This window comes from Pelagovum sp. HNIBRBA483 (genome assembly GCF_040931995.1).
Taxonomy (GTDB): domain Bacteria; phylum Pseudomonadota; class Alphaproteobacteria; order Rhodobacterales; family Rhodobacteraceae; genus JAEPMR01.
This window is the reverse complement of sequence record NZ_CP162412.1, coordinates 20153-42881: the sequence shown is the minus strand read 5'-3', so window position 1 is coordinate 42881 and position 22729 is coordinate 20153. Positions and strand designations below refer to the sequence as shown.

The following is a 22729-nucleotide window of genomic DNA, read 5'->3' as shown; positions in this document are numbered from 1 at the left end:
CTTCTCGCGCGGAGAGGCCGCGATGACCTATGGCTGGAGCGTGCGCGCTGCCGCCTTCGAGCTGAACGAAAACTCGCCCGCGCATGGCAACGTCAAGTTCATGCCCCATCCGCATGGCCCGGGCGCGCGCACCATCTCGCCCATTGGTGGCTTCTCGCTGGCGATCCCGGCCGGGCTTCCTGCGGAACGAAAAAGCGCCTCGTGGAAGGTGATGGAATATCTCACCCGGCCCAAAATGCTCAAATGGTATGTGCTCAACGGCAACCTCACCAGCCCACGCTTTTCCACCAGCGCCGACCCCGAGGTGCGGGCCAGCTCGTCGCTGATCGTCGAGGTGGACGCGATGGAGCGGCGCGGCGAATTGCAAAGCTGGCCACGCCCCCCGATCCCCGAATTCAGCGATCTTCTGAGCGTGCTGGGCGACGAGATCCGCAGGATGCTACAGGGCGCGCTATCTGCCAAGGACGCCCTTTCCAACGCGCAAAACCGCATCGACGCGATCATGCGGACGCGGGGGCATTATTGATCGCTTTGCTAGAGCGCGTCGTTGAGAATAATCTGGGTTTTCAAATCGTTGGGTCGGTCCGCAAGCGTGTCAAACGCGGTGCCAATGTCATCCAACGCGTAGGCTGCAGCCGTAAACGCGGTCGTGTCGAACCTGCCATGACATAACAAACTCAACGCGCGGTGCATCGCTTGTCCGGGCCCTGCGACACTTCCCATAAGGGAATATTCGCGCAATACCGTCGACAGTAAATCCACATTCAATTCCGACCCTTCGGGCGGAAGGCCAAATGCGGCAAGGTGACCGCCCGGTCGAAGCGCCGCTTGCGCTACCTCATATAAAGCCGTCGCGCCGACGCTTTCGATCGCCAGATCGACACCGCGCCCGTCAGTCATTTCATGCACCACACCAAGAAGCCTGCCTGGATCGCTGACAACGGCGTCTGCACCCACCGCTTTTGCCAGCTTTGCCCGTTCCGGTGATGTCTCGGCCACGATGATAGGTGCTGCCCCTGTCAGACGTTGCATCTGGATATGCAGGTTTCCAATGGGCCCCGCCCCGATAATCAGCACGGACCGCGCCGGTTCAAGCCCGCTGCGCACCGCGGTGTGGACGACGCAGGCAGCAGGCTCTGTCAGGGCCAGCACGTCAAATGAGGTCGTTTCCAGCGCTTCGATCACAAGATGGCCCGGCACCCGCACGTATTCTGCAAAGCCACCATCCACGTCGATGCCGATCTGTTTGATTGAGGGGCAGTTCATCAATTGCCCTCGGCGGCAGTAATAGCAGCGTCCGCACCCGTGGTTGATGTCCACCACAGCCGCAATGCCCTCGGCGACACCGCTTTTCGCACCTGATTGCACGACGCGACCGGAAAACTCGTGCCCCGGCACAAGAGGCAGGCGATGGGCCATAAAGCCACCGTCGTAGATATGCGTGTCTGTCCCGCAAATGCCGCACCTTGCGACCTCTAGCAAAACCTCGTCGGGCTGGATGTCTGGAACAGGGCGCAAATCCAATTCAAATCTGCGCGGCTCAACCAAAACAGCGGCTCGCATTTTTTGTGTCATGTCGCTCTCCCAGCTTTGAGATCAAAACGAAAAAGCGCAGGCCCGACACTGTCAGGCCTGCGCATTTCAATGTGTCTGCTTACCAAGTGGGACGTTCGAACTCGTCCACGTTTTCGGGCGTGATCTTGGCACGCTCGATTTCCTGGAGCTCGGGCACTTCGATGCCGTTTGCGACCTTGATCGCGGTCTGGATCGCAAGGATTGCATCATCGATCGGCGACTGTTTCCCCGAACCGGAAATCCAGCCTTCGCGCATGGCGTCCCAGCCTTCGCCAAACTGGTTGCAGCTGACAACTTTGACGTCACCGGGCTCTTTCCCGGCACCTTGCAGGGCGCTTACGACGCCAAGTGCCATACCGTCATCAAACGCATAAACGCCATCAATCTGATCGCCGAACTGGGTCAGGAAGGTCTCGGTCACTGTCTGTGCTTTTTCCCGGTTCCACTCAGCGGTCTGGCTGGCGAGCACTTCGATGTCGGGATAGTTGTCCGCAAGCTCATCAAGGAAGCAGTTGCCGCGCAGTATCGACACCGCATAGCCGGGTGTCCCCTCGACCACGACGATGTTGCCTTGGCCGCCCAAGGCATCGCCCAGCATCTCGGCGGCCTGTGCGGCCAGCGCGCAATCATCGGGTCCCGTGTGCCCTTCGATATAGCGGCGGCCGGCCTCGCCAAGGGGCGAATTCGATGTCACAACGGGAATACCGGCACGCGACGCGTTGCGGATCGCGGGGATCAGTGCATTCTGGGACGTCGGCCAAACGACCATGGCATCCATGTTCTGAGAAGCCATGTCCTGAATCTGGTCGAACTGCGTGGCCGGATCGCCCTGCGGGTCCATCACCGTGGCCTGAATGCCAAGCTCGGCGGCATAGTCTTCGGCTGTTTCGGCATACTTGGCCTGATAGGAATTCGAACCGGGATACAGAACCGTAATACCGATCCGAGTCTCGGAGAGCGGCTTCTTCAGTTCGCCACCCAGCCATTCGGGTGCGTCTTGCGCGACTACGGCCCCAGCGGACAGCGCCAGAAGCGCAGCGGCGGCAAGCGGCTTGCTCACGATATAGGTGAAATTGGACATATGTTCCTCCATGTTGTCCGCTGCCTGTCCTCCTCAACGTGTCTCCCCGATGGCAGCGGTCCGGGGCGTGTGCCCTAATCATTTCGGCGCAAAGGGCTCAGAAACAATTGCGCAGATGTCCAAATCTGATTTTCTTCAAGACGGGGTTTGGAATGCTTTTCACATTAAACACCGCATGACCCCCAAATTGATTTGAGCCATTTTGGATTTTTCTGGGCTGTTTATAGCTCAGCCCCCATCCTAACCATTGGGATGGGAGGAACGTGATCGATGAGTGCAACTGTGACTGCGCTGCTGAGGCGGCATGGGCTTATTCTGGCTTTCTTGGTTTTTCTGGTCGGTGTCGCGCTAAACGCGGATGCCTTCCTGACACCGGGTAACATTCTGGACGTCCTACGGCAGGTCTCCATAACAGGTATGATGGCGCTCGGCGTGACATTTGTGGTCATGACGGGGCGCCTTGATCTCTCGGTTGGTTCCATGTTGACCCTTCTGACGGTGATCGTGGTCGATCAGCACAACATCTCCGGCCCCTTTCCGGCAATCGTCATGACCATCCTCGCAGGGCTGGCAATTGGCGCTTTCAATGGCCTGTTGGTGGGCTTCGTCGGCTTGAATGCCCTTATCGTAACGCTCGCTATGCTGTCCTTTTTGCAGGGCCTCGTTCTGTTCTATTCCGGCGGGTCAAACGTGAATGTCCAAAATGCACAAGAAACATGGTTCGCCGTTTTTGGACGGGGCGATTTCCTCGGTATTCCGGTACCTGTCCTCATGTTTCTCTTTGGGGCATTGATCGCCGGCCTCATCCTCCAGTTCACAACATTCGGGCGCCGCGTCTATGGTGTCGGCGGCAACGAGACAGCCAGCATCTTTTCGGGCATCGACGCACGCTGGACGGTCTTCTGGACCTATGTGGCATCAGGTCTGACAACCGCTGTCGCCGCTGTCATTATGGGAAGCCGCGTGATGGGGGCGCAAAATACGATCGGTCAGGGGTATGAATTAACGGTTCTTGCCGGTGTTATTCTTGGCGGCACATCAATGCTTGGTGGTTCCGGCAGCATCTGGCGGACGGTCATCGGCATCTCGATGCTCGGCTTTATCCAGAACGGCCTCCTCCTGCTCGGCTTCCCCTATTACATTCAGTGGCTCGTGACGTGGGCTGTTATCATCATCGCCGTTTGGATCGATCTTGGTGCCAAGCGCGGGAGGGTTTTTGCATGACCGACTTTTCTCAAACGAATCGCTCGAATCCGCTTCGTCAAACCGTCAGCTGGCTCTTTCGGAATCATATCTGGGTGTTCCTGGCGCTCACGGTCTTGGTCTTCTCGCTCGCGAGTCCGTACTTTCTAACGCTCAACAACATCGGCAATATCCTCACCCAAGGTGCCTTTATCGGCATTCTCGCGATCGGCATGACGATGGTGATGATCGATGGCGAAATTGACCTCTCGGTCGGTGCTATCCTTGCTTTGGCCTCGGCGCTCGCCATCGGCCTGCAAGATCATATGGGCACATGGCCTGCGGTCGGACTTGGCCTGATGTCCGGCATGGTTCTGGGCTTCATAAATGGTTCGTTGGTTGCCCTGTCTGGCATGCATTCGTTCATTGTCACGCTCGGTGGCTTGATCGGTATTCGCGGCATCGTGTTCGTTTATACCGGCGAAAACGCCCTGATGGTGCCGGACTTCGCCTATACCGAAATCCCCGAGATCTACCTTGGGCCACTTTCACTTACCGCAATGCTGTTCTTTGGTCTTGCGCTGTTCTTCCAGTGGGTGCTGACCAACACCCGCCACGGCCGCGAAACCTATGCAGTCGGTGATAATATCGAAGCGGCGCATGACGCTGGCATCAACGTCAAGCGCCACAAAATTATCAACTTCACGATCTGTGGCACAATGGCGGCCGTCTGTGGGATTCTGTTGTCAATGCGACTCGGAACGGCAGAGCCGAATGCCGGCAAGATCTGGGAGCTGTGGACCATCATCGCTGTTGTGCTGGGGGGCATCAGGCTCACTGGCGGCTTCGGCAGCATGTGGATGACAATCGGCGGCGTGTTGACGCTCGCAGTGCTCCGCAATGGCTTGCGGCTCCTCAATACACCAAATTACGTCGAGCTGATGGTAATGGGCGCTGTGCTTATCCTCGCGCTGAGTCTCGATAAACTGTTGAACCAGCAGGAGGGCGCAAGATGAATGATCTGGTACTCGAGGTGCGCGGCGTCACCAAAACCTTCCCTGGGGTAAAGGCGCTCGATGATGTCAGCTTCGATATTCGTGCTGGCGAGGTTCATGCGCTGGTTGGTGAAAATGGCGCTGGCAAATCAACGCTGATGAAAGTTCTGGCCGGCCTGCACCGCGCCGATGCTGGCGAGATCATCTATAAAGGCCAGCCAACTGAGGTCAGTGGCCCGCTTGATGCACGCAAGAAAGGGATCTTGCTGATCCATCAGGAACTGTCACTCGCGCCCGAACTGTCGGTGGCCGAGAACATTTATCTTGGCGCATGGCCAACGAACAGGCTCGGCATCTTGAAGAAAAGGGAACTGCGCAGAAATGCAAAGGCTGCCCTCGATGCGCTGAATTGCGGTTTCGGGCCTGATGTTCGGGTCGGCACGCTTTCCGTCGCGATGCAGCAAATGGTCGAAATCGCCCGCGCAGAGGCGTTCAGCGCGAATGTCGTGATCTTTGACGAACCAACCGCCTCGCTCACCGATAATGAGAAGAACCAGCTCTTCCATACGATCAGAAGCCTGCGCGAGCGGGGGGTGGGCATCGTCTATATTTCCCACAAGATGGACGAGATCTTCGAAATCACAGACCGTGTGACCGTTCTCCGCGATGGACAGGTGCAGGGAACAGTCGAAACCGCAGACTCGGACCTTAACCAAATCACCCGCATGATGATCGGGCGGACACTCGACGCCTATTTCGTCAAGGCAGATGCCAACTTCGGCGCGGAAGTGCTCCGCGTGGATGGGCTGGGCAAACAGGGACTGTTCCAAGATGTGTCATTCTCGGTCCGCGAGGGCGAGGTGCTCGGTCTTTATGGCTTGGTCGGGGCAGGGCGATCAGAGGTCGTCGAAACCGTGTTCGGTGTCCGCAAAGCCGATAGCGGGACGCTCTTCTGGAAGGGCGCAGAGATCAAGATACCCTCACCACGAGAGGCCATCGACATGGGCATGGCACTCGTTCCCGAAAGCCGCAAAGAACAAGGGCTCGTGCTGATGATGGGCGGGCGCGAAAATACATCTCTCCCGCACCTGTCGCTGTTTTCCGATATTTCGGTGATGAACCGCACCAAGGAACTCGCGGTTTTCGAGAAATACCGATCAGCGCTTTCGATCAAGACCACTGGCCCAGATCAGGCGCTCTCACAGCTTTCCGGTGGCAACCAACAAAAGTTCGTGCTCGCCAAATGGCTCTGCGCTGATCCCAAGCTCATCATCCTTGATGAACCGACCCGTGGCATTGATGTGGGTTCCAAATCTGCCATTCACGAATTGATCGCTGATCTTGCCCATCAAGGTCTGGCGGTGATCGTCATTTCATCTGAAATGCCAGAGGTGCTCGGCGTCAGTCACCGCGTGCTGGCAATGTCCGAAGGCGCGGTTGTGGCCGAGTTCGAAGGCGACGCAATGACCGAGGAAAACTTGATCGACGCGGTATCCCACCACCGCCAAGGCATCGCGGCGGAATAACCTCCCACCGCCCGCGTTACGCAACCCTCTTGCGATGTCTTGTGGAAGCGGCCCGATCCAATGGATCGGGCCGTTCCGATGTGCTGTGATGTCGTATGGTCAGCGGGCTAGAGAGGCACCCAAGCCCGTGCCTCGCTCGATGTTTGAATGGCCTCGACCGTGCGCTGCACTTCATATGCCTCGCGGAAATCGGGTCCGGCTTTTGGCCCACCACAATGCGCGGCGATCAGTTCAGCGACCTCGATCACTTTCAAATCGTTGAATCCCAAGTGGTGTCCCGGTGCTGGGCAGAATTGTCCGTAGGGCGGGTGATCCGGTCCCGCTTCGATCCGCGTGAAGCCGCTCCGGCCGGGCATGCCTTTATACTGCAATAATTCGTTCATCGATTCCTGACTGAACGCCAAGGCCCCTTTCGTGCCAGTGATTTCCCACGACAGGTCCATCGTCCGTCCCGTAGCAGCCCAATTGGCTTCAAAACTGCCCGTGACGCCACTTTCAAAATGGACAAGAGCGTGGGTCATATCGTCTACCACGACGGGTTTCCGCTCCGCACTCCCTTGGGAAACGGGCCGCGTGGGGTAAAGTGTCCGGCAATCGCCTTGTACCTCGCTGATCGGTCCAAGAAGGAATCGCGCCATCGAGATGATGTGACTGCCGATATCCGCCAGCGCGCCGCCGCCTTGCGGATCGGTGCGGAAGGAATGCGGCGCATCGGGGCTCGCCATGTAATTCTCGGCATGACGTCCGCGAAAGCCGGTGATCTCGCCAATCTCGCCGCTGCCGATGATGTCCCGCGCGAGGCGGATCATCGGGTTGCGCAGGAAATTGAAACCCACAAGCGTCACCACACCCGCCGCCTCCGCGGCTTCGGTCATTTCCAGTGCAATCGCGGCGGTCGTTGAGAGCGGTTTCTCGCAATAGACTGTTTTTCCGGCCTTTATGGCCTCAAACGCCATCGGCGCGTGCAAAACATTCGGCGCGGTGATCGAGACGATGTCGATCGCCGGATCATTGATCAGCGCCTTCCAGTCGCCCGTCCCTTGCGCAAATCCCAAAGCCTCGGCCGCTGCGCTGGCCAGCGCGGGTGAGGCATCCGCCAGCATCCGCAACTGCGGCTCGCCGGCGACATCGAACAATCCTGATACCGAGCGGAACGCATTGGCATGGCACCGCCCCATGAACCCCGATCCGATCAGTCCAATTCCGATTTCGGGCTTGCCCATTGCTCTGCTCCTCGCCTCTTCCTCCAGTTCAGCCCGCACAGTGCCGCGCTTCCTTTGGGCGAGCGACGGGAAATATGTCCAGTTCTGACATTTCGAACATACCCAGTCGCGATTCGTTGCGCCAATTTAGATCGGGACGAGGGAGGACATGATGGCGAAACTTGAATACGATTACATTGTGATCGGGGCGGGCTCTGCGGGCTGTGCGGTCGCGGGCCGTCTTGGCGAGGCGGGGCATTCGGTTCTGCTTCTGGAAGCGGGTGGCAAGGACCGCAATCCGTTCATCCATATTCCGCTCGGCTATTCAATGCTCTACGCCAATCCCAAGGTGAACTGGTGCTACGAAAGCGCCCCCGAACCGCACCTGAATAACCGCCGCCTGTTCCAGCCGCGTGGGAAGGTTCTCGGCGGTACCGGCGCGATCAACGGCATGATCTATATGCGCGGCCAGCCGGAGGATTTCGATGGCTGGGAGGCCAACGGCTGCACCGGCTGGGGCTGGGATGGCGTCTTACCCTTCTTCAAATCCTGCGAGGATCAGGAGCGCGGCGCTGATGATTATCACGGCACCGGCGGCCCCGTCGCGGTGTCTGACATCCGCACTGAACACGCGCTGGGTGAAGCCTTCCATGCCGCATCCGAGGCGCTCGGCGTTCCCCGCAACGACGATTTCAACGGCCCTCAGCAGGAGGGCACCGGCTACGTCCAGACAACCACCAAGGATGGCCGCCGCTGGAGCACCGCCGCAGGATACCTTCGTGGCAAGGCTAAACAGCATATCGACCTCCGCTTGCATGCTATGGTTCAGCGGATCGACCTCGACGGCAAGCGCGCGACTGGTGTCACGTGGAAAGATCGTTCCGGCCAGCACAGCGCCAAGGCGCGGCGCGAGATCGTCCTCAGCGGCGGCACATTTAACTCGCCGCAGCTCCTGCAAATTTCCGGCATCGGCCCCGCGGCACTCCTGCAAAAGCATGGCATCGCGGTTCAGCATGACCTCTCCGGCGTTGGCGAGAACCTACAGGACCATTTCGGCATCGGTGCCGAATACCGCTCCACCGTGCATTCCACCGTGAATGATCTTTACAACAACAAGATCAAAGGCGGCATCCAGCTCCTGCGGCATCTTCTGTTCCGGCGCGGCCCGTTTGCCGACAATGGCAACTACTCCAACACCTTCATCTGCTCCGGCCCTGAAATCGATCGCCCCGATATGATGGTCACTTTCATGGCATGGTGTACCGATGAACAGCTCAAGCCGCATCCCTTCTCGGGTTTCACCATTCTGGCCGAGCATATGCGCCCCAACTCGCGCGGCCATGTGTATATCACGGGGCCAAACCCGACCGACCAGCCAGAAATCCAGTTTAACTTTTTTGCCGATGAGGCCGACCAACGTGCCGCCATCGCTGGCCTGAAATTCGGCCGTAAGATCGCGCAAACCGCGCCGATGTCCGATTGTGTCGATTATGAACTGTCCCCCGGCAAGGACGTACAAACAGACGAGGAATTGCTCGCCTTTTGCCGCTCCAACGGCCTCTCGCTGCTGCATCCGGTCGGCACCTGCAAAATGGGCGTGGGCGAAGATGCAGTCGTTGACCCGCGCCTCCGCGTTCACGGGATCGAGGGTTTGCGCGTGGCCGACGCTTCCATCATGCCGCGTATCGTGACCGGCAATACCAACGCCGCCTCCATCATGATCGGCGAGAAAGCCGCCGCGATGATCCTCGAAGATGCTAAGGTGCCTGCATGACCCAGATCCTTCGCATCGCCCTGATGGGCACCGGCCGCATGGCGCATGTCTATGGTCCCAAGATCAACGCCCACCCGGGCTTGCATCTGGAGGTCATCTATAACCCGCGTATCGCGTCCGCCGAAAAAGCCGCCGCGCAATATGGCGGCCGGCCGATGGATGATCTCGATCAGGTGCTGGCTGATCCTGCCGTTGATGCAGTGATCATCGCCACCCCCACCGATACCCATGTGGATTACATCGAGCGCGTCGCGCAGGCTGGCAAGCCGATCTATTGCGAGAAGCCACTGGATCAGACCCTTGAGCGGGTCAGCCGCGCGATGGCCGCGCTTGAGTCGAACCCAGTTCCATTCATGCTCGGCTTTAACCGTCGCTTCGACCCTGAAAACAACGCCCTGCGCGAAGCGGTTCGCAACGGCGAGATCGGCCGTGTGAACATGCTGATGAGCTGGAGCCGCGAACCGGCCCCCCCACCAATCGACTATGTCCGCGCCTCGGGCGGCTATTTCGTCGATGCCACGATCCATGACATTGATCTTCTGTGCTGGATCGCGGGCGAACGCCCTGTTGAGGTGCACGCCTCCGGCTCATGTATGTTCGATCCGCAGATCGGTGCCGAGGGTGATTTCGACATGACGATGACCACCCTGAAAATGCCTTCCGGCGCCTTGGTCCACATCAACAACAGCCGCAGTTGTTCCTACGGTTTCGATCAACGTCTCGAAGCTTTTGGCGATAAAGGTATGCTTCAAACGCTGAACCAACGCGACGATAACCTCGTCCGCTGGGGTGCCGACCGCACCGAAGCCCGCGAGCCACTCAAGCACTTCTTCCTCGAACGCTATGACCAATCCTTTTACAACGCGCTGGATGAATTCCATGCCGCTGTCACCAGTGGTCGCAGCCCTTCGGCAACCGCTGATGACGGCCGCGCAGCACTTGCCATCGCATTGGCCTGCGCACAGTCCGCGAAAGATGGCAGGGCTATCGCCCCGGCCTATGACGGGATCTGATGTTAGAAAAATCCATTTTGGATAAGTTTCTTCTGGCATCACGCGCACGAACGGAAAAGTGAGGACATAGGCCACCCAAACCAAAGGACGCCACCCCATGACCCGCGAGGAACTCCTGCGTATTCTGAGCTTCGTCGACTCGAGCCGCGAGCTGTCCGAGGATCGCACCCAGCTCGCCACCGTCGATCCCCGCTGGAATATCATTTCCTACGCCATGCGGCGGCATCTGGAGGGTAAGCTGCTCACCGTCACCACCGCCGCCGCCGCCGCCGAGGTGCCCTACGGCACCGCAATGCGCCGTATTTCCGAGCTGATCGACGAAGGTTTCCTCCTCAAACGCCCAAAATCAAAGACGGGCAAGTCCTTCTCACTGCACCCCACCAGCAAGCTGATCGCCGAGTTTGAAAGCTTTGCCATGCAGCTCAAATCGATGGTGGGCCGCACTTTCGGCTTCACCGATGGCGATGGCGAAATCAGCGATTTCTACTTCGGCGGCTACTACATGGCCTCGCGCATCCTGCCCTACCCGAACGCCATGCGCGCGGGCGTTGGATATGACAAAACCATCCGCATTCTCAGCCCCATTGACCCGACATTCAAAACGCTCAGCCAGTTTTCGTCCAACTTGGATGAATTGTGCGGAACGAATATCGAGATCGTCAATCTGCCTCTTGATGAGCTGCATGACGAGATCATGACCAACGCCGCGCGACCCACATCGCGCTATGATCTGATCGCTTTTGACTTGCCGTGGATCGGCCAGTTGGCCACCGAAGGCATCATCGACCCGATCGACGATATCATGCACGAATCCCGCTACAATCCGTCGGATTTTCACACCGCCGCCTTCCGTGGTTCTGCGTGGCAGGGGCAGCAATTCGGCCTGCCGATCCAACCCACCGCCGAGCTGCTGTTTTATCGCTCCGACCTCTTTGCCGAAGCGGGACTGTCCGTTCCCCGCACCACCGAAGACGTGCTGATGGCTGCCCGTGTCTTGCACCGCTCCGCGATGAACCTCTCGGGCATCGTGATGAATTTCGGGCGCGGCACGCCTGTCGCGCATACGTTCATCCAGACCCTCGCGGATTTCGGCCAACCGATCATCAATCTTAATCCGCTGGGTGATGAATTCGATCTCTCCGTAATCGACAACGAAAACTACCGCCCCCAGCTTGATACCGCCGCAGCGCAGGAGACGGCAGAATTCCTGCTCGAACTGTCGAAATACGCCCATAAGGAGAGCATGCTCTGCGAGTGGGACCGCCAAATCAGCATTTTCTCCAAGGGACAGGCCGCCATGACCTATGGCTGGAGCGTGCGCGCCGCCGTGTTTGAGCTTGACGAAACATCCCCAGCGCACGGCAATGTCCAATATTTGCCGCACCCTCCCAAGCCGGGTGCGCGGACGGTGTCCCCCATCGGTGGTTTCTCCCTCGCCATTCCCGCAGGCTTGGGCGTCGCGCGTAAGAAAACCTCATGGAAGGTGATGGAATACCTGACGCGGCCGGAATTGCTGAAGTGGTATGTGCTCAACGGCAATCTCACCAGCCCGCGCTTTTCCACCAGCGCTGACCCCGAGGTGCAGGCCAGCAGCGCCCTGATCGGCGAGGTCGATGCGATGGATCGCCGTGGTGAGCTGCAAACATGGCCGCGCCCACCAATCCCTGAATTCAGCGCACTTCTGTCCATTTTGGGTGACGAGATCCACATGATGCTGCAAGGCGAACGCCCCCCCGCCGCCGCTTTGAGCCGCGCCCAAACCAAAATCGACAAGCTGATGCGCGAACAAGGCCGCTACTAACATGCCTAGCAATAGCGCCAATTCACTATGGATGCGCCAACTGGGCATAAACCACGCCAACGCAGGCTCAAAACAGCATTAAGGACAGCAGCCGAGCACATTGCGTCCCCGTAACCGCTCGCATAACGTCACAGCGTTATTTGAATCACACCTGCCGGAGCGGACGATGGGCTATATTTTGGCGATTGATCAGGGGACGACCTCGTCCCGCGCAATAATCTTTGGCGGCACGATGGAAATCGTCGCTTCCGCGCAAGAGGAGTTCACCCAGCATTTTCCGCAATCGGGTTGGGTCGAGCATGAACCGGAGGATCTCTGGTCCACCGTTGTTTCCACCTGCCGCGCCGCGCTGGAAAAGGCCAATCTGACCGCCTCTGACATTGCCGCCATCGGCATCACCAACCAGCGCGAAACAACCCTCGTGTGGGACAAAGCCACCGGCGCGCCTGTCTATAACGCCATCGTCTGGCAGGACCGTCGCACCGCTGCCTTCTGCCGAGAGTTGGTCGCCGCTGGTCATGACGAAATGATCACCGCCCGCACCGGCCTTCTGGCTGATCCATATTTCTCCGGTACCAAGCTCCAGTGGATCCTCGATAACGTCGAAGGCGCCCGCGCCCGCGCCGAGGCTGGCGAGCTGCTCTTCGGCACCGTCGACAGCTACCTGATCTGGCGGCTCACCGGCGGCCAGAGCCATGTGACGGACGCCACCAACGCCGCCCGCACGATGCTCTACGATATCCACAAGGGCCGCTGGTCCACGACGATTTGCGATCTCTTCGGAATCCCGCAATCCATGCTGCCCGAGGTCCGCGACTGCGCCAGTGATTTTGGCGAAACCACTGCCGATCTCTTCGGCCAGCCGCTGCCGATCCTTGGCGTCGCGGGCGATCAGCAGGCGGCGACCGTGGGTCAGGCTTGCTTCCAACCGGGTATGTTGAAATCCACCTACGGCACCGGCTGCTTCGCGCTCTTGAACACCGGCGATAAACCCGTCCGCTCGCACAACCGCCTGCTGACCACCATCGCCTACCAGCTTGACGGCAAGCCGACCTACGCGCTCGAAGGCTCGATCTTCATCGCGGGGGCCGTAGTGCAATGGCTCCGCGACGGCTTGCAGATCATCGGCAACGCCGCCGAGACACAACCACTGGCCGAAGCCGCCGATCCGCATCAGGATGTCATCCTCGTCCCCGCCTTCACCGGCCTCGGCGCGCCGTATTGGAACCCTGAATGCCGTGGCGCGGCCTTTGGCCTGACCCGTGGCACTGGGCCCGCTGAAATGGCCCGCGCCGCGCTCGAAAGCGTCGGCTACCAGACCCGCGATCTCTTGGAGGCTATGCACGCCGATTGGCAGGGCGAGGGCGCACAGCCCACGCTCCGCGTCGATGGCGGAATGACCGCCTCGGATTGGACGATGCAGTTCCTCGCAGACATCATCAATGCCCCCGTTGACCGCCCGCAAGTGCTCGAAACCACGGCGCTGGGCGCTGCATGGCTCGCCGGTCAACGGGCTGGCATCTATCCCGCGATGGAGGAATTTGCCAAAGGTTGGATGCTCGAGCGCACCTTCACCCCCGCTATGGACGATGACACCCGCAGCACCAAATACGCGGCATGGAAGCGCGCGGTCAGCGCGACGATTTCGGCGGCGGGATAATTTCCCCGCCTCCGCGCCCTGATCTGCTAGACTGGGCCGCAACAGGATATTGGAGGAAACCGATGAGCGACGACATGCGCAAACTGCAAACCCAAGGCGTGCATCATATCACCCTCGTCGGGGCCGACCGGCAAACCTCGATTGATTTCTGGGAAGGTGTGCTTGGCATGCCTTTCATCTTCGATCAGCCCAACCTCGATAACCCCGACGAAGGCCACCTCTACTTTGATCCGGGCGATGGCCGCCTGATCACCATCTTCACCGACGAAAACCGCACCCCCGACAAGACCAAAACCCCCGCCACCCAAGGCGCGGTCCATCATGTGGCGTTCAATGTCTCGCAGGCGACCTTCTGGCAGGCGGCGGATCGGCTCAAGGCGCGTGGCATCGCCTTCACCGGGCCTAAGGATCGCGGCTTTATGGATTCGATCTATTTTCGTGATCCGCTCGGCCTCCTGATCGAACTGGCAAGCTACCGTTTCGAGCCGCCCGAAGGCTGCCGCCATGCCGATGTGATGATCGCCGCGCACCGCATCCGCGTGGCCCGTGGCGACCACCATATCGACAAAATCCACCTCGCTGACGCGATAGAGGATTTGGTTAATCAGCGGCAGGACAGCCTCTCCGCAGACCGCAGCCCGAAAAACCCCTATCGCCGCTAATCCGGCATGGTGTTGCGCCATGCGGCGCGCGGTGGGGTAGGGCTTTGCTCAGGGCCGCGCGGTGAGGTCTGTGCATCGTTTTCATGCACAGGAGCCCGCGATGTCCGACCTCTCCCCCCACCTTTCCTTGCCCTATATCCTGCCTGCGCAGGCGCAAAAGCACGTCACCCATAACGAGGCGATCCGCCAGCTTGATCTCCTCACGCATCTCTCGGTCGTGTCGATGACCGAAACCGCGCCACCTCCCAGCCCTGCCGAGGCGGCGCGCTACGTCGTCGCGGCCCCCGCGACCGGCGATTGGGCAGGGCAGGAGGGCATGGTCGCCATCCACGAAGGCGGCGCATGGTGGTTTCTGGTGCCGCAAGCCGGTTGGCGGCTCTGGGATCAGGCAACCGAGACATTGGCGGCCTTCGATGGCACGGCATGGATGCCGGTGAGCACACCCGTCCCCGAAATGGTCGCCACGCTCGGCATTGGCACCCAACCAGATGCGCTCAATCTCTTCGCCGTGGCCTCCGAGGCGACGCTGCTCACCCATACGGGCGCGGGGCATCAACTGAAGCTGAACAAAGCCCTCTCCACCGATACCGCGAGCCTTCTGTTCCAAACTGGCTGGAGCGGGCGCGCCGAAATGGGCACCACCGGCAGCGATGATTTTGCCATCAAACTCAGCGCCGATGGCACCAGCTTTGAAACCGGCGTGAGTTTCGATGCCACCAGCGCGCGTGGGCGCTTCCCGCACCCGCTGGAACTTTCTTCCCAAGCGGCCGCCCCCGCCAAACCCCTAGGCGCGGTCGCGCTTTACGCGGCCAGCCGCGCGGGCGGGGTTCTGCCAGCCGCCGTTACGCCGGATGCGCGGATGTTGTTGCAGCCGCATCTCTCCGAGGGGCATCTCCTGCACTGGTCCGCTGGCGGGGCAGAGGTGCAAGCCCAAGGCGCACCGCACAGTGCCAGCGGTGGCTACAGCCTGCCCGCGCTCGCGGCAACGTCCCGCCGCGCGGCGGCACCGCGCTGGGCGCGGGCCAGTGCCGCCAGCATCGGCAGCGCGGCAGAGGATCACGCCAGCCACGCCACGCTCTGGCGGGGCACCGGCGGTGGGCTGGGCGGGTTTCATATGGTCGCCCATCTTGCGCTTGATGACGTTGCTGCGCAGGGGCATGGCTTCTTTGGCCTCAGCACTGTGCTTGGCCCGCTCGCGGCGGTGGCGGGGCCGGATGATTTCGGAGGCGCCATCGGCATCGGCTTCGATGCTGCGTCAGATAACAACTGGCAGATGGTTCATGGTGACGGCACGGCCCCCGCCCAGCGGACGGACCTTGGCGCGCTCTTTCCGCTCTCTACCACCAGCGGCTTGCTGACGCTCACCCTCTATGCCACGCCCTCAGCGGGTGAGATCGGCCTGCACCTGTCCGACCCCGATACCGGCGCTGAATTCGCGGCCACCGCCAGCATAGAGCTTCCTGCCGCCAGCAGCTTCCTCGCGCCCCGCCTGCACCTCGACAACGGCGCGCTGTCTACTCCAGTTGGTTACAGCTGCGCGGGGCTCTTCGCGCAGGCATTTACCTAACGTCGCGGCCCGATTGCGCACGCGGCCTTTCATATCGGGGGCGAAAGGACTAGATGATCCGTAAATAATGAACGGATATCCCATGCCCCCGATCGTCAAGGTCACTGGCCTTCGCAAAAAATATGACACCGGCTTCGAGGCGCTCAAAGGCGTCGATCTCGAGATCGAGGAGGGCGAGATCATCGCCCTTCTCGGCCCGAACGGTGCCGGAAAGACAACCCTGATCTCCGCCATTTGCGGGATCGCCGTTCCCACCGCCGGTACGATCACCGTGGGCGGCCATGACGCCATCCGCGATTACCGCGCGGCACGCGAATTGATCGGGCTCGTCCCGCAAGAGATCAATCTCGAACCTTTCGAGCGGGTCCAAAACACCGTCCGCTTCTCGCGCGGGTTGTTCGGCAAATCCCCGAACGAGGCCCATATTCAGGATATCCTTTCCCAGCTCTCCTTGGGGGAAAAAGCCCGCGCCCGCGTGCGCGAACTTTCCGGCGGCATGAAGCGCCGCGTCCTGATCGCCAAGGCGCTCGCCCATGAGCCGCGAATCCTGTTCCTCGATGAACCGACAGCCGGCGTCGATGTCGAGCTGCGCAAGGATATGTGGGAGGTCGTCCGCAAGCTGAAGGAAAACGGCGTCACCATCATCCTCACCACCCATTACATCGAAGAGGCCGAAGCCATCGCCGACCGTATCGCGGTGATCAACAATGGCGAAATCCTTCTGGTTCAGGATAAAGACGACCTGATGCGCCAGATGGGCCGCAAGCAACTGCGCATTGATCTGGCGGAGTCAATCACACAGGTGCCTGAAAGCCTCGCCGAGTTCGGCCTCAGCCTCTCGGATGACGGCATGAGCCTGACCTACGAATACGATACCCGCGCCGAGCGCACCGGCATCACGACCCTTCTGGCCAAGATGCAGGATACCGGCCTCAAACTCGCCGACCTGCAAACCAAGCAAAGCTCCCTCGAAGAAATCTTCGTCGGGTTGGTAAAGGAAACAGCATGAACCTTCAGGCCATCCGCGCAATTTTCGTCTTCGAGATGTCGCGCTTCTTCCGTTCGCTGATCCAGAGCCTCATCTCGCCGGTGATCTCCACCTCGCTCTATTTCGTGGTGTTCGGCGCCGCCATCGGCAGCCGCATCGATCAGGTCGAAGGCGTCAGCTACGGCGCGTTCATCGTCCCCGGTCTGGTGATGCTCACGGTGATGACGCAAGCCACCTCCAACGCCAGCTTCGGTATCTACTTCCCGAAATTCATCGGCACGGTGTACGAAATCCTCTCCGCTCCGATCAATTTCATTGAAATCACCATAGGCTATGTCGGCGCGGCGGCGGTGAAGTCGCTGTTCATCGGCCTGATGATCCTCGCCACCTCGACGCTTTTTGTTGATGTTTCCATCGCCCATCCGCTGGCAATGATCGCGTTTCTCGTGCTGACCTGCCTTAGCTTCGCGCTTCTGGGCTTCATCATTGGCATCTGGGCGGGCAATTTCGAACAGCTTCAGCTGATCCCGCTTCTGGTGATCACGCCCTTGGTGTTCCTCGGTGGCAGCTTCTACTCCACCTCCATGTTGCCTCCCTTCTGGCAAAAGCTGTCTCTGCTGAACCCCGTTCACTACCTGATTTCCGGCTTCCGCTGGTCCTTCTTCGGGCAGGCCGATGTGCCGGTGGGCGTGTCCTTGGTCGCAATCGCGGGCTTTACCAGCCTCTGCCTTCTGACGATCTGGTGGATCTTCCGCACGGGCTGGCGTCTGCGGCAGTGATCGCGGTCTTGTGAACGCCCCTCCCAGTGCCTAAGTGAGCTTCATGAAGCGCTTTATCCCTTTTGTGAAATCCGAGCCCACCGTTGCCGTCATCCGGCTTCAGGGCCAGATCGCCAACAGCAATCGCGGCCTTGACGATCCGTCGCTTGGCCCCGTGATCGAACGGGCTTTTTCCCGTGGCAAACCTGCCGCTGTGGCCCTTGAAATCAACTCCCCCGGCGGCTCGCCGGTGCAGTCCTCCCTGATCGCCGCGCGTATCCGGCGGCTGGCCGAGGAAAAGGAAATCCCCGTCTATGCCTTTGTCGAGGATGTCGCGGCATCGGGCGGCTACTGGCTCGCCTGCGCAGCGGACGAAATCTTCGTTGATCGCGGCTCGATCGTTGGCTCTATCGGCGTCATTTCAGCAGGTTTCGGGGCCCATGACCTGATCGAGCGCTACGGCGTCGAGCGCCGCGTCCATACCGCTGGTAAATCAAAAAGCTTGCTTGACCCGTTCCAGCCGCAAAAACCGGCGGATGTGAAGCGGCTCAAAGGCTGGCTGGAAGAGCTGCATGATTTCTTCATCAGCCATGTCAAATCCCGCCGTGGGGACAAGCTGGCAGATAACCCCGATCTGTTCACTGGTGAGGTCTGGATTGGTCAGAAGTCGGTCGAAGTCGGCCTTGCCGATGCTGTCGGCCATCTGGTGCCGGTGATGCAGGAGCGCTTCGGCAAAAAGGTCCGCTTCCGCCGTTACGGCCCGCGCCGTGCGCTGCTCCAGCGCTTCGGTTCCAGCTTGGTCAACGATGCAGTCGCCGCCGTTGACGAGCGCGCCTCCTACGCGCGTTTCGGGCTCTGACGTGCTGATCAAGGGCGTCACCCTCTTTCTGGTGTTCATGGCGGTGCTCGCCATGTTCGGCAGGCTCCGTTTTCCGGGGCAGAAAAAACTGCAATCCGCGAAATGCCCTTCCTGTGGCCGCTACCGCATCGGCAAAGGGCCTTGTAGCTGCGGTAAGGGTAAGTAGCGATGGATTGGCTCTACGTCGTCTTGGGTCTGGTGATTTTGCTTCTCGCAGGTGACAGCCTCGTCAAAGGCGCGGTCAACCTCGCGCTGCGCTTGGGTGTTCCTGCCCTGATCGTCTCGCTCACCATCGTTGCCTTCGGCACCTCCGCGCCTGAACTTTTGATTTCCGTTCAGGCCATTCTCGAAGGCGTTCCCGGGATCGCTCTGGGTAACGTCGTCGGCTCAAACACGGCAAACATCCTGTTGGTGCTAGGCATTCCTGCGCTTCTGGCGACCATGCACACCAGCGAATGCGATACCCGCCACAGCTACCTTCAAATGATCGCTGCGAGCGTTCTTTTCATCGGGCTCGCCTTCCTTGGCTCCTTCACTTGGACCAGCGGCCTGATATTGCTGGCGGCCCTCGCGGCAATGCTCACCCATGCGTTCCTCAGCGCGCGGGCCCATCGCAACAGCTGCGCTCAAGACCCCGAAGAAGAGGTCGAAGGCGCAGATCCGGACATGCCGTGGAAAAAGATATTCCTCTTCCTCGTGCTCGGTCTGATCGGCCTGCCGCTCGGCGCGAACCTCCTCGTTGATGGCGCGACAAGCATCGCCCGCACCTACGGCGTCAGCGAAACGGTCATCGGCCTCACCCTCGTCGCGATTGGCACCTCACTGCCCGAACTGGCCACCACCGTTATGGCCGCGCTGAGGCGTCAGGCGGATGTCGCGCTGGGCAATGTCATCGGCTCCAATATGTTCAACCTGTTGGGCATCATCGGCGTTGCCAGCCTCGTTGGGCCGATTCCGGTCGAAAGTACTTTCCTGACCTTCGACCTCTGGATCATGCTTGGCGCGTCGCTTCTGCTCCTCCCCTTCGTGTTTTTCCGGAAGGATATCACGCGGGTTTGGGGCGTCGTCTTGACCGCGCTATATCTGGCTTACATTGTCATCATCCTTTGATGAACCGGAGATTGCTATGACCACGTCCGCCCGTCCCAAAGCACTCGTCACCGGCGCAGGCGCGCGACTGGGGCAAGCCATGGCCGTCACCCTAGCCGAGCGCGGCTTCGACGTGGCGATTCACTACGCCAGCTCCATTTCTGGTGCCGAGGAAACCGCCCGCGCGGTGCAGGCCGCAGGCGGGCAGGCAGCGCTCCTTCAGGCCGATCTATTGAGCGAGTCCGAAACCCAAGCTCTCCTTCCCAAAGCAGCCGAGGCGCTGGGCGGGCCGATCACTTGCCTCGTGAATAACGCCTCGATTTTTGAGTATGACAACATCGCCACCGCCACCCGCGAAAGCTGGGACAGGCATCTGGAATCAAACCTCCGCGCGCCGTTCGTGTTGACACAAGCACTCGCCGCTCAATGCCCCTCCGCCGAGATGGACGAGCGGGACGAGCCGCGCGCGCGTGGCCTTGTCGTCAACCTGATCGACCAGCGCGTCCGCAAGCTCACGCCCGAGTTCATGACCTACACCATTGCAAAGATGGGACTTTGGGCCTTCACCAAGACCGCCGCACAGGCGCTCGCGCCGCATGTACGGGTCAATGCGATCGGCCCCGGCCCGACCCTTCAGGGCCACCGCCAGACCGCCGAGCATTTTGACCGTCAGCGCCGCGCTACCGTTCTCGAGCGGGGTTCCAACCCCGAAGATATCACCGGCGCGCTGCGCTATTTCCTCGATGCGCCGGCGGTAACGGGCCAGCTTTTATGCATCGACGGCGGCCAACATCTGGCATGGCAAACGCCTGATATTCTCGGCGTCGAATAAACCCACTACCTTGAAGTTGTGCACCTTCCCTGGAGACCGTCACAGAAGTTGAATAAATTCGTTACAAATCAGTTATTTATGAGACTTATCAAAATTTTTTCGTTTCTTTTCAGATAGTTAAAAAGCTGCCTAATTTTTGTGCAAATAGGTGAAGGCCCTAGAAAGCAAAGAAGAATCCGGCTCTTCCAGAATTTGCCCACCGACTTATCCACAGAAATTGTGGGTGCCTTTTGACTTGTCACATACTGCCTGTCATGGCAGCCCAAGGGAGAATCACGGAATAGTGAGATGAGCGATCAGGAAACCGACACGCAGACAGGCTATGCCCGCATTCAGGGCTATCTGAAAACGCTCGATGGCTCTCCGGGCGTCTACCGGATGCTCGATGCCGAAAGCCGCGTGCTCTATGTCGGCAAGGCCCGCAATCTGAAGGCCCGCGTTTCCAATTATTCCCGCCCCGGTAATCACAGCCCGCGCATCGCGCGGATGATTTCCGAAACCGCGTCGATGATGTTCCTCACCACGCGGACCGAAACAGAAGCCCTTCTGCTCGAGCAAAACCTCATCAAGCAGCTCAAACCGCGCTATAACGTTTTGCTGCGCGACGACAAAAGCTTCCCCAACATCATCGTCACCCGCGATCACGCCTACCCGATGATCAAAAAACACCGTGGCGCGAAAAAGCAGAAGGGCGATTACTTCGGCCCCTTCGCAAGCGCCGGTGCCGTGAACCGCACGCTCAACCAGTTGCAAAAGGTCTTTCTCCTGCGCAACTGCACCGACAGCCAGTTCGAGGCCCGCAGCCGCCCCTGCCTTCTGTATCAGATCAAGCGCTGCTCCGCGCCCTGCGTCGGCTATATCTCAGAGGCCGATTACGCCCGCTCGGTGAAAGACGCCGCCGAATTCCTCTCCGGTAAAACCGCCCGCATTCAGGAAGCCCTCGCCTCCCAGATGGCCGAGGCATCCGAGGCGATGGAGTTCGAGCGCGCCGCCGCCCTGCGCGACCGCATCCGCGCGCTGACGCAGGTACAAACCGCGCAAGGCATCAACCCCCGCACCGTGGCCGAGGCCGACATCATCGCGCTGCATACCGAGGGCGGGCAGGCCTGCGTTCAGGTGTTCTTCATCCGCGCCAACCAGAACTGGGGCAATCATGATTACTACCCGCGCATCAGCGGCGACGAAGACCTCTCCGAAGTGATGGAAGCCTTCGTCGGCCAGTTCTACTCCGACCGCGATCCGCCCCGCGCCGTGATCCTCTCCCACGGACTCGACAACCCCGATCTCATGGCCGAGGCACTGGCCGAGAAAGCAGGCCGCAAGGTCGATATCACCGTCCCCCAGCGCGGCGAAAAGGCCGAGCTTGTCTCCGGTGCCAAGCGCAACGCCCGCGAAAGCCTCGCCCGCCGGATGAGCGAATCCGCCGCCCAAGCCAAGCTTCTGCGCGGCCTGGCCGAGGCTTTCGATCTGCCCGAGGTGCCAAACCGGATCGAAGTCTACGACAACTCCCATATCCAAGGCACCGATGCCGTTGGCGCGATGATCGTCGCAGGGCCAGAGGGTTTTGCGAAAAACCACTACCGCAAGTTCAACATCCGTGGCGATGACCTCACCCCCGGTGATGACTTCGGCATGATGAAAGAGGTGCTCACCCGCCGCTTCAAGCGCCTCCTGAAAGAAGACCCCGACCGCAGCGCCGGCCTCTGGCCCGATCTCCTCCTGATCGACGGCGGCGCAGGGCAAGTGAGCGCGGTGGCCGAGATCATGGCCGAATACGGCGTCGAGGATATTCCGATGGTCGGCGTCGCCAAGGGCGTGGATCGTGACCACGGCAAGGAAGAGTTCCACCGCCTCGGCAGCCGCCCCTTCGCGCTCCAACGCAATGATCCCGTGCTCTATTTCATCCAGCGCCTGCGCGACGAGGCGCACCGCTTCGCCATCGGCACCCACCGCGCCAAACGGGCCAAGGCCGTCGGCGCCACCCCGCTCGATGATGTCCCCGGCGTTGGTGCGGCGCGGAAGCGAGCGCTCTTGGCGCATTTCGGCTCGGCCAAGGCCGTCAGCCGCGCCAACCTCTCAGACCTCAAAGCAGTTGATGGCGTGTCCGCTGCAATGGCGCAGACGATCTACGATTTCTTCCATGAAAAGGGCTGAACCGCGCCGCC

General features: G+C 60.2%; 19 protein-coding genes. 16 read left to right on the top strand and 3 right to left on the bottom strand.

The annotated features are described in order from the left end of the window. Nucleotides 1–22: 22 nt before the first annotated feature. Entirely contained in the window at nt 23–526 is a 504-nt protein-coding gene (locus AB1E42_RS00225; protein ID WP_368345003.1) for a hypothetical protein, read from the top strand. An 8-nt stretch (nt 527–534) separates the two neighbouring features. Here the strand turns inward: AB1E42_RS00225 and AB1E42_RS00220 are convergent, their stop codons facing one another. Continuing rightward, the gene (locus AB1E42_RS00220) at nt 535–1575 is read right to left on the bottom strand and encodes a zinc-binding dehydrogenase (RefSeq protein ID WP_368345002.1); all 1041 of its coding nucleotides are present in this window, start codon (nt 1573–1575) and stop codon (nt 535–537) included. A gap of 79 nt (nt 1576–1654) precedes the next feature. Beyond that, nucleotides 1655–2656 (bottom strand): sugar ABC transporter substrate-binding protein, encoded by a 1002-nt coding sequence (locus AB1E42_RS00215; protein ID WP_368345001.1) that lies wholly within the window; start codon nt 2654–2656, stop codon nt 1655–1657. 270 nt (nt 2657–2926) lie between these two features. On the opposite strand from AB1E42_RS00215, the gene AB1E42_RS00210 reads away from it, so the two are divergent. The 3 genes from AB1E42_RS00210 to AB1E42_RS00200 are packed head-to-tail and all read left to right on the top strand — an operon-like array spanning nt 2927 to nt 6359. Next, on the top strand, nt 2927–3880 hold the full coding sequence (locus tag AB1E42_RS00210) for an ABC transporter permease (protein ID WP_368345000.1): 954 nt from the start codon (nt 2927–2929) through the stop codon (nt 3878–3880). Then, nucleotides 3877–4854, top strand: a complete 978-nt coding sequence (locus AB1E42_RS00205) for an ABC transporter permease (RefSeq protein WP_368344999.1) — start codon at nt 3877–3879, stop codon at nt 4852–4854. Before AB1E42_RS00210 ends, AB1E42_RS00205 begins: the two co-directional genes overlap by 4 nt. Then, a complete protein-coding gene (locus AB1E42_RS00200) occupies nt 4851–6359 on the top strand; it encodes a sugar ABC transporter ATP-binding protein (RefSeq protein ID WP_368344998.1) in 1509 nt (502 codons plus the stop codon). The genes AB1E42_RS00205 and AB1E42_RS00200 overlap by 4 nt, the downstream gene beginning before the upstream one ends. A gap of 107 nt (nt 6360–6466) precedes the next feature. Here AB1E42_RS00200 and AB1E42_RS00195 read toward each other — a convergent pair whose 3' ends face one another. Next, on the bottom strand, nt 6467–7582 hold the full coding sequence (locus AB1E42_RS00195) for a Gfo/Idh/MocA family protein (protein ID WP_368344997.1): 1116 nt from the start codon (nt 7580–7582) through the stop codon (nt 6467–6469). A gap of 151 nt (nt 7583–7733) precedes the next feature. On the opposite strand from AB1E42_RS00195, the gene AB1E42_RS00190 reads away from it, so the two are divergent. From AB1E42_RS00190 to uvrC, 12 genes are all read left to right on the top strand, one after another. After that, on the top strand, nt 7734–9335 hold the full coding sequence (locus AB1E42_RS00190) for a GMC family oxidoreductase (protein ID WP_368344996.1): 1602 nt from the start codon (nt 7734–7736) through the stop codon (nt 9333–9335). Next, entirely contained in the window at nt 9332–10348 is a 1017-nt protein-coding gene (gene iolG, locus AB1E42_RS00185; protein WP_368344995.1) for an inositol 2-dehydrogenase, read from the top strand. The genes AB1E42_RS00190 and iolG overlap by 4 nt, the downstream gene beginning before the upstream one ends. A gap of 97 nt (nt 10349–10445) precedes the next feature. Further along, a complete protein-coding gene (locus AB1E42_RS00180) occupies nt 10446–12149 on the top strand; it encodes an extracellular solute-binding protein (RefSeq protein ID WP_368344994.1) in 1704 nt (567 codons plus the stop codon). A gap of 166 nt (nt 12150–12315) precedes the next feature. Then, nucleotides 12316–13809 carry a glycerol kinase GlpK gene (glpK, locus tag AB1E42_RS00175; RefSeq protein WP_368344993.1) on the top strand — a complete coding sequence of 498 codons (1494 nt, stop codon included), beginning with the start codon at nt 12316–12318 and terminating at the stop codon, nt 13807–13809. Between the two features lie 74 nt (nt 13810–13883). Then, entirely contained in the window at nt 13884–14471 is a 588-nt protein-coding gene (locus tag AB1E42_RS00170; protein WP_368346445.1) for a VOC family protein, read from the top strand. A 100-nt stretch (nt 14472–14571) separates the two neighbouring features. After that, nucleotides 14572–16038, top strand: a complete 1467-nt coding sequence (locus AB1E42_RS00165; protein WP_368344992.1) for a DUF2793 domain-containing protein — start codon at nt 14572–14574, stop codon at nt 16036–16038. Nucleotides 16039–16120: 82 nt separating this feature from the next. Next, nucleotides 16121–17047: an ABC transporter ATP-binding protein gene (locus AB1E42_RS00160; protein WP_368344991.1), complete on the top strand. Its 927-nt coding sequence runs from the start codon at nt 16121–16123 to the stop codon at nt 17045–17047. Next, on the top strand, nt 17044–17805 hold the full coding sequence (locus tag AB1E42_RS00155) for an ABC transporter permease (RefSeq protein WP_368344990.1): 762 nt from the start codon (nt 17044–17046) through the stop codon (nt 17803–17805). Before AB1E42_RS00160 ends, AB1E42_RS00155 begins: the two co-directional genes overlap by 4 nt. Before the next feature lie 43 nt (nt 17806–17848). Beyond that, nucleotides 17849–18643, top strand: coding sequence for a S49 family peptidase (locus tag AB1E42_RS00150; protein WP_368344989.1), 795 nt, complete (start codon nt 17849–17851; stop codon nt 18641–18643). 168 nt (nt 18644–18811) lie between these two features. Continuing rightward, nucleotides 18812–19753 carry a calcium/sodium antiporter gene (locus AB1E42_RS00145; RefSeq protein ID WP_368344988.1) on the top strand — a complete coding sequence of 314 codons (942 nt, stop codon included), beginning with the start codon at nt 18812–18814 and terminating at the stop codon, nt 19751–19753. A gap of 16 nt (nt 19754–19769) precedes the next feature. Next, the gene (locus AB1E42_RS00140; RefSeq protein WP_368344987.1) at nt 19770–20564 is read left to right on the top strand and encodes an SDR family oxidoreductase; all 795 of its coding nucleotides are present in this window, start codon (nt 19770–19772) and stop codon (nt 20562–20564) included. A gap of 288 nt (nt 20565–20852) precedes the next feature. Next, nucleotides 20853–22718 carry an excinuclease ABC subunit UvrC gene (gene uvrC / locus AB1E42_RS00135; protein ID WP_368344986.1) on the top strand — a complete coding sequence of 622 codons (1866 nt, stop codon included), beginning with the start codon at nt 20853–20855 and terminating at the stop codon, nt 22716–22718. The last annotated feature ends 11 nt before the right edge of the window (nt 22719–22729 follow it).

Excerpts from the sequence above, each read along its gene's own strand:
- AB1E42_RS00180 (WP_368344994.1), top strand. The coding sequence starts at position 10,446 with ATGACCCGCGAGGAACTCCTGCGTATTCTGAGCTTCGTCGACTCGAGC.
- iolG (WP_368344995.1), top strand. The coding sequence starts at position 9,332 with ATGACCCAGATCCTTCGCATCGCCCTGATGGGCACCGGCCGCATGGCG.
- AB1E42_RS00150 (WP_368344989.1), top strand. The coding sequence starts at position 17,849 with ATGAAGCGCTTTATCCCTTTTGTGAAATCCGAGCCCACCGTTGCCGTC.
- uvrC (WP_368344986.1), top strand. The coding sequence starts at position 20,853 with ATGAGCGATCAGGAAACCGACACGCAGACAGGCTATGCCCGCATTCAG.
- AB1E42_RS00190 (WP_368344996.1), top strand. The coding sequence starts at position 7,734 with ATGGCGAAACTTGAATACGATTACATTGTGATCGGGGCGGGCTCTGCG.
- AB1E42_RS00140 (WP_368344987.1), top strand. The coding sequence starts at position 19,770 with ATGACCACGTCCGCCCGTCCCAAAGCACTCGTCACCGGCGCAGGCGCG.
- AB1E42_RS00200 (WP_368344998.1), top strand. The coding sequence starts at position 4,851 with ATGAATGATCTGGTACTCGAGGTGCGCGGCGTCACCAAAACCTTCCCT.
- glpK (WP_368344993.1), top strand. The coding sequence starts at position 12,316 with ATGGGCTATATTTTGGCGATTGATCAGGGGACGACCTCGTCCCGCGCA.
- AB1E42_RS00165 (WP_368344992.1), top strand. The coding sequence starts at position 14,572 with ATGTCCGACCTCTCCCCCCACCTTTCCTTGCCCTATATCCTGCCTGCG.
- AB1E42_RS00170 (WP_368346445.1), top strand. The coding sequence starts at position 13,884 with ATGCGCAAACTGCAAACCCAAGGCGTGCATCATATCACCCTCGTCGGG.
- AB1E42_RS00145 (WP_368344988.1), top strand. The coding sequence starts at position 18,812 with ATGGATTGGCTCTACGTCGTCTTGGGTCTGGTGATTTTGCTTCTCGCA.
- AB1E42_RS00225 (WP_368345003.1), top strand. The coding sequence starts at position 23 with ATGACCTATGGCTGGAGCGTGCGCGCTGCCGCCTTCGAGCTGAACGAA.
- AB1E42_RS00195 (WP_368344997.1), bottom strand. The coding sequence starts at position 7,582 with ATGGGCAAGCCCGAAATCGGAATTGGACTGATCGGATCGGGGTTCATG.
- AB1E42_RS00215 (WP_368345001.1), bottom strand. The coding sequence starts at position 2,656 with ATGTCCAATTTCACCTATATCGTGAGCAAGCCGCTTGCCGCCGCTGCG.
- AB1E42_RS00155 (WP_368344990.1), top strand. The coding sequence starts at position 17,044 with ATGAACCTTCAGGCCATCCGCGCAATTTTCGTCTTCGAGATGTCGCGC.
- AB1E42_RS00220 (WP_368345002.1), bottom strand. The coding sequence starts at position 1,575 with ATGACACAAAAAATGCGAGCCGCTGTTTTGGTTGAGCCGCGCAGATTT.
- AB1E42_RS00205 (WP_368344999.1), top strand. The coding sequence starts at position 3,877 with ATGACCGACTTTTCTCAAACGAATCGCTCGAATCCGCTTCGTCAAACC.
- AB1E42_RS00160 (WP_368344991.1), top strand. The coding sequence starts at position 16,121 with ATGCCCCCGATCGTCAAGGTCACTGGCCTTCGCAAAAAATATGACACC.
- AB1E42_RS00210 (WP_368345000.1), top strand. The coding sequence starts at position 2,927 with ATGAGTGCAACTGTGACTGCGCTGCTGAGGCGGCATGGGCTTATTCTG.